At 67.2% G+C, this 11,245-nt stretch carries 8 protein-coding genes and 1 pseudogene; 6 read left to right on the top strand and 3 right to left on the bottom strand.

The genetic code is table 11. From position 1 onward, the window contains the following. Nucleotides 1-166 precede the first annotated feature (166 nt). From Q2K20_RS17840 to Q2K20_RS17830, 3 genes and pseudogenes are all read left to right on the top strand, one after another. Nucleotides 167-1,090: pseudogene (locus Q2K20_RS17840) on the top strand (IS3 family transposase); the annotation flags it as partial. A 319-nt stretch (nt 1,091-1,409) separates the two neighbouring features. Beyond that, the gene (locus tag Q2K20_RS17835) at nt 1,410-1,571 is read left to right on the top strand and encodes a toxin-antitoxin system HicB family antitoxin (RefSeq protein WP_119192862.1); all 162 of its coding nucleotides are present in this window, start codon (nt 1,410-1,412) and stop codon (nt 1,569-1,571) included. Nucleotides 1,572-1,868: 297 nt separating this feature from the next. Further along, complete coding sequence (locus Q2K20_RS17830) at nt 1,869-3,716, top strand: hypothetical protein (RefSeq protein WP_269529630.1); 1,848 nt, start codon at nt 1,869-1,871, stop codon at nt 3,714-3,716. A gap of 35 nt (nt 3,717-3,751) precedes the next feature. Here Q2K20_RS17830 and mobF read toward each other — a convergent pair whose 3' ends face one another. Next, the gene (gene mobF, locus Q2K20_RS17825) at nt 3,752-7,288 is read right to left on the bottom strand and encodes a MobF family relaxase (RefSeq protein ID WP_241504588.1); all 3,537 of its coding nucleotides are present in this window, start codon (nt 7,286-7,288) and stop codon (nt 3,752-3,754) included. A 266-nt stretch (nt 7,289-7,554) separates the two neighbouring features. Here mobF and Q2K20_RS17820 point away from each other — a divergent pair, with 266 nt between their 5' ends. Then, the gene (locus Q2K20_RS17820; RefSeq protein ID WP_181694353.1) at nt 7,555-7,947 is read left to right on the top strand and encodes a hypothetical protein; all 393 of its coding nucleotides are present in this window, start codon (nt 7,555-7,557) and stop codon (nt 7,945-7,947) included. A 244-nt stretch (nt 7,948-8,191) separates the two neighbouring features. Further along, on the top strand, nt 8,192-8,515 hold the full coding sequence (locus tag Q2K20_RS17815; protein ID WP_228549012.1) for a hypothetical protein: 324 nt from the start codon (nt 8,192-8,194) through the stop codon (nt 8,513-8,515). Between the two features lie 542 nt (nt 8,516-9,057). Here Q2K20_RS17815 and Q2K20_RS17810 read toward each other — a convergent pair. Beyond that, nucleotides 9,058-9,666, bottom strand: a complete 609-nt coding sequence (locus tag Q2K20_RS17810) for a hypothetical protein (protein ID WP_241261435.1) — start codon at nt 9,664-9,666, stop codon at nt 9,058-9,060. A gap of 387 nt (nt 9,667-10,053) precedes the next feature. Further along, a complete protein-coding gene (locus tag Q2K20_RS17805; RefSeq protein WP_146776291.1) occupies nt 10,054-10,764 on the bottom strand; it encodes a TetR/AcrR family transcriptional regulator in 711 nt (236 codons plus the stop codon). A gap of 310 nt (nt 10,765-11,074) precedes the next feature. Here Q2K20_RS17805 and Q2K20_RS17800 point away from each other — a divergent pair. After that, a partial coding sequence (locus tag Q2K20_RS17800; RefSeq protein WP_156776256.1) for a 2Fe-2S iron-sulfur cluster-binding protein occupies nt 11,075-11,245 on the top strand: 171 nt, incomplete at its 3' end.

The raw sequence follows: 11,245 nt of genomic DNA, 5'->3' as shown, positions 1-11,245 counted from the left end.
CGGCGGCGAGTCGACCGATCGCGAGATCTCACTGATCGACGACCCCGCCTTCCACATATCCCAGACCCGCTGCCGTTCCTCCGGCGGCAGTCCGGGCCGGCCAATCTTAGCCATCGTCCACCTCCACCATAGATTGCTTGGTGTTGCGTTGACGGTTTGAGTCTAAGGCGGCTTACTTCGCGCGGGAGCAGCGACCGTGAGCCGATACGAGTACATCGACTCCTGCAAGAACGACCCGTCCGAGACCAATCCGCTCTACAAGATGTGCGCCTGGTTGGCCGTCTCGACCTCTGGGTTCTACAACTGGCTCTCGCGCCCGACCTCGGCGACAGCGGCCCGCAGACAGGCGCTGACGGCCAGGGTGAAGCACTTCTTCACCGCCACCGACGCCACGTACGGGTATCGGCGGATCCACGCTGACCTGGCCGATGAGGGCACTGAGTGCTCCCCGGAGTTGGTGCGGCAGATCATGCGCTCTGAAGGCCTCGTTGCCTGCCAACCGAGACCATTTCGGGTGACCACCGAAGCCGATGCCGACGCGGCGGCCGACATGCCTGACCTGGTGGAACGCGACTTCACCGCCGATCGTGCCGGGGTCAAGTTTGTCGGTGACATTACGTACATCCACACCTGGCAGGGGTTCGTCTATCTGGCGACCGTGATCGACTGCTATTCCAAGAAAGTGGTGGGCTGGTCGATCGCCGATCACATGCGCACCGAGCTGGTCGAGACGGCGCTGAAGAACGCCGCTGCGACGACGGTGATCGAGCCGCGGGCGATCTTCCATTCCGACCGCGGAAGCGTCTACACCTCGGGCGACTACCGGCGCTTGGTCAAGAATCTGGGGATGCGTTCCTCGATGGGACGAACGGGCGTGTGCTGGGATAACGCGATGGCCGAGTCGTTCTTCTCAGCATTGAAGAACGAACGCGTCTACCGCACCGTTTACGCCACGAAGAGGCAGGCCAGACGCGACGTCATCAGCTACATCGAGGGGTTCTACAACACCCGACGGCGCCATTCAGCGCTCGGCTACAAGCGGCCGAACGAGGTGCACTACGCTGACATCCAGCCGGCGACGGCAGCGTAGAGAAACCATCAACTCCGCTGTCCGAAATCAGCGCGGCAGGTCATTCCGGTGCTCGATGGAATCGACCTGATGGAGCTGGTGCTCGTCGACTCACTCATGCCAGCTCAAAAGGACGCCAAACACTAGTTGCAAGCGAGCATGACTCAGGGCCGAGTTCCACGATCGGCTGAAACAGCGGCCTCCGCGCCACACTTGTTACCGCCATTTGTGACGTCGTGAGCGTGTCGCACACATTTCTGACGTCAGCCATGTCAGTTTTGACGTCATGGCGACCACACGTTCTGGGCCTGGCAGGCCAGCCTTGGGGGAGCGGACACGCATGACAGTCCGCGTACCTTCGGATGTTTACGACGCACTTCGGCGTGAAGCCAAGGCGCGCGGCATCTCTATGAACCAGTACGTAGCCGAAGTCGCTGCGGCACACCTCGGCATGCCCAAAGCCGTGTCGCATTTTGACGACCAGGAGGCGATTCCAGCGTGAGGTAGATCAGCTGTGTGACTGAAAACTAAAAATCATGCAGCCCATGAAATGACTGATCCCGGCTCACTGGCGAGTGGGCCGGGATCGAAAGTCAAGAGTTCGAGTTGCCGCTCAAACTCGGGTTGCTCACCAATTAGGAGAGCTGTGCTTCCAAGCACCTCTCAGGGTAGGTCATACCTTCCGGACGGTCCAGTCGATCCGGACGGCGTGTCTTGTTCTGATACCAGCAAAACTGCATCCCATCAGGTCAACACGTGGTGGGAGTCGGTGGCGTGTGTGTGGAGTCCGCGCCCGTATGTGCGGGTCGACCCGCGCAAAGCCCACACCTTCTCGACAACTCGGCGCTTCACCGACGGCGCCCCCGGCCCAGATGTGCCGTACGCGCTGCATCTGACAGACGAAGCCGGCCGTTTCCGCCTGCTTGCTCTGGACTTCGACGCCCATCACGCCGGCTCAACCGCCACTGCCGACCTCGCCGCCTGCACATCCGCTCTCACCGCCGCGGGGATCGAACATCTGGTGTGCTCATCTGGACCCGGCGGGGGATATCACGTCTGGATCCGCCTGAGCACCGCGATCTCACCGACCCGACTAGCGCCAGTAGTGGACGCATTCGCCGCCGCGTGGCCCTCACTTGACCGCGGCCCACTGGCGAACCCGCGCACCGGTTGTGTCCGCGCCCCGGGCTCACCCCACCGCTCCGGCGGAACCTCGGTACCCCTGGGCGACACCGACATTCATCCCGCATCGCTGCGTGCTCTCAAGCGGGCTGTCGAGCAGCTCGGCGCCCACCCTCATCCGGCCGCCGCGGCGAACCCGACGGTTGCCACCCTGCCCGTGCATGTCGATGTCGAAGGCCATCCGCATCTGGCCGGACCACGCCGCCCACTGCCCGCCAAGATCCGCGCCCTCTGCTCAACCCCCGTCACCAGCAGCGGGGATGCCTCCGCGATCGGTTGGTCGATCGTGCTCGCGTGCGCACACGCCCGCATGCAGTACCGCGACCTCGCCAGAGCCGCCTTCACCGAGAACTGGCCCGGTCTGGAATTCCTGCGCACCCGCCGCACCGCAGGCGGCCGTACCCCCCGGCTGGACACCGAACAGGAGCTGGCTCGTCAGTGGGCCAAGGCCGTCACTGCCGCCAGCCACGCCACCCGCACCTCGTGCACCGCCAGCCCGGCCCGCCGCACCGCCGAGCGCACCGTCGCCGATCTGATCGCGCGCATGGAGGCCCAGCCCGAGCAGTGGCAGGGCAAAACCGGAGCGCAGAGCCGACTCGTCCTGCTCGCCCTGGCCGCACGCGTCCTCTCGGCAGCCTCCGAGGAGGTCCACTTCTCTGAGCGTGACTGGGCTCTGGCCGCCGGCCTGGTCAGGGACACCGTCGCTGACCGGCTTACCGATCTCGCCGACCGGGGCTGGATCCGCCGCACGCAGCGAGCAGTTGGCCCGTGGGCCGCGACCTGGCGGGTGGCTACCCGCGGGGGCGGGGAGACAGGAAGTGGCGCAGTATTTACTCCAGTCCTAGCGCAGCAACTTCATGAGGAACTGGAATGCGCTCGCGCCGACATCTGGCACGCCCGCCCTCTGGGTGTCCTGGGGATGCGGGTGTGGGACCTGCTCCGGACCGGGCGAGTATCGGTGGGGGAGCTGGCGACACGCTTGGGCGTGTGCGCGGCCACCGTGCGCAGCAAACTCCGTGCCCTGCAGTCCCTCGGTCTATGCACCGCCAGCGGGCGCGCCTACCAGGGGCGCTCCCGCCTAACCCGGGCCGCCGCCGCCGCAGGGGTGACAGGGGCCCACGCCGATCGGGTCCGCCTGTACCGCCTCCAATCGGCGGTATTCGTGTGGTGGTTCACCACCCGCTACCAGGCAGAAGACTCCGACGCGCTTGCCGAATGGGGGAGCTTCCCCAGCCCGGCCGAAGCCGAGCAGGTCCACCCCGTCGATATCGCCCTGGCCTACGGGGCCACCGCGACCGGGCCGCCGGTGGAGGCAACCACCTGGGGGGCAGCAATGGCCGCGCAAGATCGCCACCGCGAGCCAGACCCCGGTAGTTGGTGGGAACTGGTGGCCGCGGCCCGCGCTGCGCTGCCTGCGGCGGACGTGCTGGCCGCGCCCCATCAATGGGCCGCCACTGCCGCCTAACACCTCCAGTTGACCGCCTGCTCGAAGCGGACAAGTCACCAGAGGTCGGGAGAGGAGTCGGTCGTAGGTCCCCAGGGCGATCCGGTCGTCGAGTGGGTGTCCGGGCCGCTTTCTTCCTCTGCGGCCCGGTGGTCGAGGTAGGAGGCAGTGAAGTCGTCCACGTCCACCGAGGGCGCCTGGGCGGTGTCCTCGTCGGGCGAGGTCGTCAGTTCGTCGTGGGTGGCGGTGAGCCAGGCCGCGAGTTCGGCATCGCCAGTAGCGGTTGCCGGTGGGGGAGTGGGCAGAGCGCTTCGGTCTTGACCGGCGGCGGTCACGTGACGCAAGCGGTGGGCGATGACGGCACCGGGGGAGTCCGCGGTTTCGAGGTTCGCTGTGGCCTGCGTCCAGTGTTCGCGTGGGTCGCGGCCGGCTTTTGCCGCGTCGGTCCAGGCTTGGGCGATCGCCGCGTATTGGTCGGGATCTGCCTCGAGCTGGCGACTGTAGAGACGGGGGAGAGCGTCGGTGTATTCGGCCAAAGTGGCGCTGGTGAAGGCGTCGGCGGCCAGGTCGACGCCGTGCCGATACAGCGCTTCCAGACGCGCCGGGTCGGTGGCGTGGTCCATCTCTTCGCGCAGGGCCGCAGTGGCCGAGGCTTGGTGGGTGTCGCGCCGCAGAATGGTCGCCAGAACTTCCGAGGCGGTAGGTGCGTCCCGGTCGCCAGCCGAGTGCATGTGGGCATCTTCCGCCACGAAATCAACGACGGGCTCGCAGACGGCGTAGGCGCGGTTCTCTTGCTTGCCTCGGGTCATGGCGACATAGAGGCCGGCCCGGTCGACGGAGGTGTCCACCACGGCGTGGGTGGTCTCCACGGTGGCGCCCTGGGCTCGGTGGATGGTGGAGGCGTAACCCAGGTGGATGTTGTCTTGCGCGTAGCTGCCGGGTACGAGCATCTGCTCGTCGGTGTTGATATCTTGCACGGCCACCGAGCCGTCGCCTGTGAGGCCGGTGACGGTGAACAGTTGCCCGTTGATGACCCGGCCCAGGTACTTGCGGTCTTCGGTGTAGAGCTTGGCGTTCTTGCGGGCGATGACGGTGTCCCCGACGCCGATGGTGTCGCCTCTAGCGACTCGGGTTTCGCAGGATGCGTCGACGATCCCGGCGGTGATGCGGCCTGAGCGGATGATCTCGTTGAGGGTGTCGACGTCGGTGTTCCTCGAGGCGATGATCAACGAGTTTCGGCCGGCACCTGTGTCGGTGAGGTAGGCCTCCACTGCCTCGGTGAGCATCTGCTCGCGGGTGCCGCCGGTGATCCATCCCCGCTGGGAGTACAGGGCCAGGGCGTCGGGGTTTCCCTCGCGTAGGGAGAGTGTGGCGGCGGCTTGTTCGGTGTCGCTGCCCATGCGCATGACCTCGCGCAGCTCGGGCGTTCCTGGGGTGCGCGCGACCTCTCCGAACAGTCCGCCGGTTTCGACGGCTGCGAGCTGCTTGGGGTCACCGATGAGCCGAACAACAGCTCCCGATTCAGCGGCGATCTCTGTCAGTGCGGCCAGGTTTTCGGTGCTCGACATTCCGGCCTCATCGACCAGGAGCATGTCGCCGGGGGCGATCTTGATCGGCAGTGCCGACAGGGTCTTCTCCGGTTGGTTGGGGTGTAGTCCGCGCCAGGTGAAGGTCACCGAATCGATGGTGTGGGAGGTCGCACCGATCTCATCGGAAAGGATGGATGCCGCCGCTGCCGAGGGCGCCAATCCGATGACACCTCGCCCGCTGTCCTGCCAGGTTTGGGCGAGGAGTTTCATGCTCGCGGTCTTGCCGGTACCGGCTGGGCCAACTCCGGCGGCAACGAGCGTGCCGGAGGTGAGAAGGTGACGCGCCATCGCGGCCTGCCCGGCGTTGAGCGCCCACCCGTGCTCGAGTTCGTGGCGGGCCAGGGCCTGCTCAATGTCGGCGCCTGAGGCGAACACCGCAACCGGTGTGGTGGCCGCCTCGAGGGTCAGTGTCTCGGCTTCAAGGACCGCGGCGGTGGTGTATTTGCGGGAGTTGGCGTGACGGTCCACCCCGGCCCCGGACTCACCCGTCAGTGCCTCCGGTAGGTCCAGCATTTCCGGCGGTGTCAGGGCCACGACGTGCGCTCCCATCGCCTCTTCCATGACCTGGCTGTGGGCTTGCTCCAGGTCGCCGGCGGAGGCAAACCGGTATCCCTTCAGGACGGTCGACACTGCCGTGTCCACGTGCGACTGGCGGAACTGCGCCCGCTGGGAGGTCACCGCGCGTACAGCTTTGGTTGCCACGTCGGTGGCGTGTTCGCTGCCTGAGTACAGGGGTCGGTCCTGCTCTGCGCCGGCACCTCGGACGCCGGAGAGCATGGCCGCAAGGGCGTCCTGGCCAATGCGCTCGGCGGCCACCTTGTGCCAGGTCTGCCGGTGCTCATCGAGGGACTGTGCGGGCTTCTTTGCATCGCGTGTGTCGAGGATGGCTTTCTGCCACAGGGCGTACGCGGCCCGCTGCGAGGGTTGGCGACCATTGGCCTGGACGTACTCGGTGACCAGTCGGTCGTAGACCGGACGGGCCAGGGTCCGGCGGGAGGAGAACGCGTCGATCAGGCGGCGGTCAATACCGGCGACTTCCCAGATGGGCGCCTTGTCTCGGTGCGGGTAGTGGGCCACAAATCGCGCGCCCATTCGGCGGGTGATGAGGTCGTGCAGGACGGCGTCGTAGCGGGCGGAGATCGCCTGGTGCATCTGGTGGATTGCGCGTGAGTCCAGGGTGCGCCACCGCCCGTCGGGGCCTTGCACTTTGTTGGCGATCAATACGTGCGAGTGCAGGTCCGGGTCCCCGCCGCGGGTGTCGAAATGGGTGAACTCACTGGCCACGATCCCGCCGGTGGAGACCTGCTCGATGCCGTTGGTTCCCACCCGCGTGTACACCGCATTGTTCTCGGCCCAGGTGAGTGCTTCGGCGACTGCTTCGTGGTGCAGCGCCGCGATGTGGGAGGCGGTGTGCTCGTCGGCCATTGCCCACCAGACGCTGACACTTTTGACCGGGGAGAAGGTGAAGTCGAACCCGGCCACGGCCTGGCGGACCTTGTCTCGTTCGCGGTTGACCCAGGCGATGACGTCGCGCCCGGAGGCGTGGTCGTAGCCGAACTGCTCGGTGTAGAAACCGCGTCCGACACTCTCGGCGATCTGGCCCTTCTCATCCGTGGTGGGGCGCCTGCCTTCGCCAGAGACGAACGCCTTCTCAGCGGCGTCGATCGCCGCCAGGACCGGCACGCCGGAGGCGTACAGGGAGTAGGAGCGGCCCAGTTTGCAGGCCGACAGTGGCGTCCCTGATTCCATGAGGTCGTCGGTGTCCGGGTGCAGGCCTTCGCCGTACAGTGCGGCCATCTGTGCTTCGGTGACGACCGATCCCGAGATGGCGTTCTCGGATGCCAGCCCGGTCAGTCCGGAGCCGATCCAGCGGCCCGGTGGGGTGCCCTTGGCGGCGTAGTAGTCCGACAGGCTTTGCCCTTGCGGGTCGGCGTCGTGGGTGGCCACGGAGCGCAGCAAGTACTGGTATCCAGTCCCGGCGTGCACCGCCCGCAGGCTCATCATGAACGCCAGTCTAGGCGGGGGCGTCTGGGCGCGTCTATCGGCGCGGCTGGCCGGGTCGGTGACCAGCGGTTTTCCAGGCGTCATTAGTAATGCCTACTGTGTAAGACTGTTCAGAGGAGCGAGAGCGAGTCGGGTTTTGTGGCGGACGCACGGAGGGCGACTGGCCGGGGCGGTGCGGAAGCTGCGGCGGGCAGCCGCAGCCAGAGCGTGGGCAGCCAGAGCGTGGGCGACTGCGGGGGAGAGCGGCGACCAATAGGGTCGAGCGTATGGGCCTCGCGAAGACAGACTCCCGTTCACAGACCGCACGGGCCCGCGCCCGCCAAGCAATGGCCGTCGAGTTGGAGCGAGCGCGCAAGCGCGAGTCCAAGCTTATTGCCGTGTTCTCCGCGATCGACGCCCGCGAGGAAGCAGAAGCCACCCTCGGCGGCGCGCTCATCGAGCTCCGGGGCCTCGGCGTCCCCCAGTCCGACCTAGCCGAGATGACCGGCCTGTCTGCCCGCGACGTCGGTGCAGCGATCCGCAGCGCAAAAAACTCCGAGGACGACAACGACGAAGCCAGCGGCGAGTCTGAGTCAGAGAGCACCGGGAGTGCGAGCGAAGACGCTGAGACGGGCACGGCTGTAGACAGTTCGGACAGCAACGGTGCCAGCAACCACTGATCCCCGCGGTGGGCCGTGGTGTGGGGACGTTCCCCTGCCGGGACTGGACCTGGAACCACGGTCCACCTCGTCTGGGCCGTCGGCTAACTCGCGCCCCTACAGCGCGACACTGCCCCCCACTCCGGAGGCAATCGCCGCGTTCTGGGCCAAGGTCGTACGAGCCCCCGGCGACGGACATTGGCTGTTCACGGGGGCCGTCTCCGGTGTTGATGGGTACGGACGCTTGAGCTGGCGCGAAGGCGGCGTGAGCCGCACCGAATCAGCGCACCGGTTCGCGCTTCTACTCGACGGCATCGACCTGGCCGGCGTCGTCGCCGAACACCGCTGCAACGAGCCACTATGCGTGCGCGTTGATCCCGATCACCTGATCCCGTCCACACAGGCGGCGAACCTGAACTACGCCGTCGCCTGCGGACGCACCGGAATTATCCGAACCTCCCTCAGACGGCAAGACCGCCACGCCCGCTCCCTGGCCGTCCGCAACGCAGTCTCTGGTGGCTGGGACCCCATCGCCTACAGCGCCGCATCCGGCAATACCGCACCCCTGGATACACCTTCGCTGTTCTGATCTGACGTACGCTTACCCACAACAAAGGCCCCGCCACACCGCGGGGCCTTTTCTCGTTCCGGTCGGAAGAGATGTGTCAGCGTTCAGTCACTCGCGCGTCTTGCGCTTTCGCAGTTCCCAGAACTGCGGCAGCGTCCACCGCGGGCGGCGTCTGGTCGATCACCACGCGCGCCAACCGTGACCGGTACCGCGCATCATTGCGGACCGCGAACGACCAGTGCCCGATAAACCAGGCCAGCGTCCCCAGCGCCGCGAGGAGTCGGCGCCCACGTTCGCCCCCTGCATCACCCCGAGCAAGCCGATGATCGCGCACATCCCGCCCACACCTCGCGCGGTCGGAGGAAGCACGAGGGCACCGCCCGCCACCACCGCGACCGCCAACGTCGCCGTGCCAAGATCCCACATTGCGTGCCACCTTCTCCCTCAGGCCGCGGGCGCCGTGGACGCCGCCTACCTACGACTCGAGTCGGTCCGCCGAGCTCGGCGTCCCCGAATGATCGTCGTGCCCTTGGGGTGTGGCTGCCACCTCTGACACTCAGTTCTCAGGGGCGCTCGTCGGGGCGTTCAGTTGCGGTCGACGGTGTGCCGGCCGGGCCGGCCTCGCGAGTGTTATCGCGTAGTGAGTCCAGCACTTCACGCAGAGTGTCCGAGGTCGCCTCGGCGCGGACCCGGGCCCGGTCGGCCTGCTCGGCCTCGGCGCGCGCGTCCTGCGCGTCCCGAAGGGCCGCGTCAAGCTGCCCGCGCAGCTGCGCCAGCTCCGCGCGCAACCCTTCGACCTCGCCAGCGGCGCGATCGCAGGCCGCGACGGCGTCATCTCTCTGCGTGGCGGCCTGCTCGGCGGCGGCCAGGGCGTCTGCTTCGCCAGTGCGGGCTGCATCCAGCGCCACGGCGGTCGCCTCGTCCGCCTGCTCCGCGGCCCGCTTCCACGCCGCGGCCCACACCGACTGCACCATCGCCGACATCGCCTCCGACAGATCCGGAGCCTCGGGCACGTCCCCAGCAGCGCCGGTGGCGTGTTCACGCATCCACGCGGCCACCTCACCGATGCGCACCCCCGCTTCACGCTGCACGCTGCGCACGGTGACCTTGTCCCCTCGCGCGACGAGCACCCCATAGGCCCTGGCGATCTTCTCCGACGTCGACATAGCCATCTCCCCTCCGATCGGTAACGAGTAACCGGAAACGTTTTCCGTTACCTATGTTACCCGCCTGTGGCGTCCGGCGGGATAGTGCTCGCCCGGATATCGCCGGCGAGCGGGCGCTGCGGCGGGTCGTCGGCGCCCAGGGCCCAGGCGACGACCCGAAGGCGATTCTGCCCAGAGGGAGGGGAGCGCCGGCTATCGGCGGTCAGGTTGTAGGTATCCAAGACGGCGGCCAGGGCGGTGTTGCCCGCCGGCGGGGCCACGGTAATCCCGGTGATTCCTCGTTCCCACAGCGACACCGGGATGTGGGAGCCCAGGTACGTGACTGGCGGTCGTGTGGCCAGTGAGTGGTGGTCGCTCGTGAGCGGGCTGTCGGGTGGGGCCGTGGGTGCGCGCTTACCAGTTCTTGGTGGGGTCCATGACGCGGGCGCGCGAGTGGCCGCGGATGCGGAAGCTGGGGTGGGCGAGTCCCTCGTTGACGAGGCGGCGGCCGACGTCGAGGGTGGCGGCGAGTTGATCGTCGGTGAGTGCCATGCGGTCATTGCGCAGGGTCAGGGAGACGACGCCGTTCCATGCGCCCCAGAGGAAGAGCGCGGTTTCTTTCGGCGGGTAGTCGGGCGAGGCCTCGCCCGTGGCGATGGCGCTTTCGAGGTGTGCTTGGAACCGGCCGAGGATCTCGTCGAGGCGGTCGCCGACTTGTTGGCTCAGCTCGTGGGCGCTGGCGGAGAGGCCGGAACCGTGGCCGTCGAAGGCGAGGAAGCGGAACGACCCGCGGTGGTCCAGGTAGAACCGCAGGTACACGTCGCTGGCGGCGATGACCTGCTCGAGGGGCGAGTACTCGGGACGGAGGGCCTCGTCGAGGTAGGTGCTGAACCGGGTCAGCGCGCGGTCGGCGAGGGCGAGCAGGATGCCGTCCTTGCTGCCGAAGTACTTGTAGAGCGCGCCCACTGACATGTCCGAGTCCTCGGCGATCTGCTCCATCCGGACGTTGCGCTGCCCGGAGACGAACGCCCGCTCGGCGGCGTCGAGGATGCGCTCGCAGTTCTGCGCGCGGCGCTTAACCATCCGGGGGCTGCGCCGCGGGGGCGCGCTTGCCGACTCGGTCACCTCCCGGATGCTACCGGGTCGAGGCCCCCCCGGCCCGTGAACGAGATTCACTAGGGAATATTCGTTGACAAAGTGGGTCGGGCGTTCCAGACTGGGTCACGAACGTGGCCGACGTCACAGTGGCGTCGAGGACGGCCACTCCACCGAGAAGAGGCGCGCCGACCCACGTAGAGACGGACGCACGAGGCGCCCGCCGCGGCCGTCTGAGCCCAGGGAAAGAAGCGTGACAAGAAGGCCACTGAGCCTGCGCTGACCAACGGAAAACTCAACGGGCCAAAGGACGTCAAATACTACGTATCAGGAGTTCACTATGGCAGTTGTAACCTTTGTCTCCCACGACGGCGAGGAGCACGAGGTGCCCTTGGAGGAGGGGCAGTCACTCATGCGGATCGCCGTCAACAACGCGGTGCCCGGAATCGACGCCGATTGCGGAGGCGAAGCCGCGTGCGGCACGTGTCATGTCATCGTTGATCCGCAATGG

This window comes from Dietzia sp. IN118 (assembly GCF_032905965.1).
GTDB classification, from domain to species: Bacteria; Actinomycetota; Actinomycetes; order Mycobacteriales; family Mycobacteriaceae; genus Dietzia; species Dietzia kunjamensis.
Note: the sequence above shows the minus strand (reverse complement) of the source record. Positions and strands in the feature narration are given on the sequence as shown.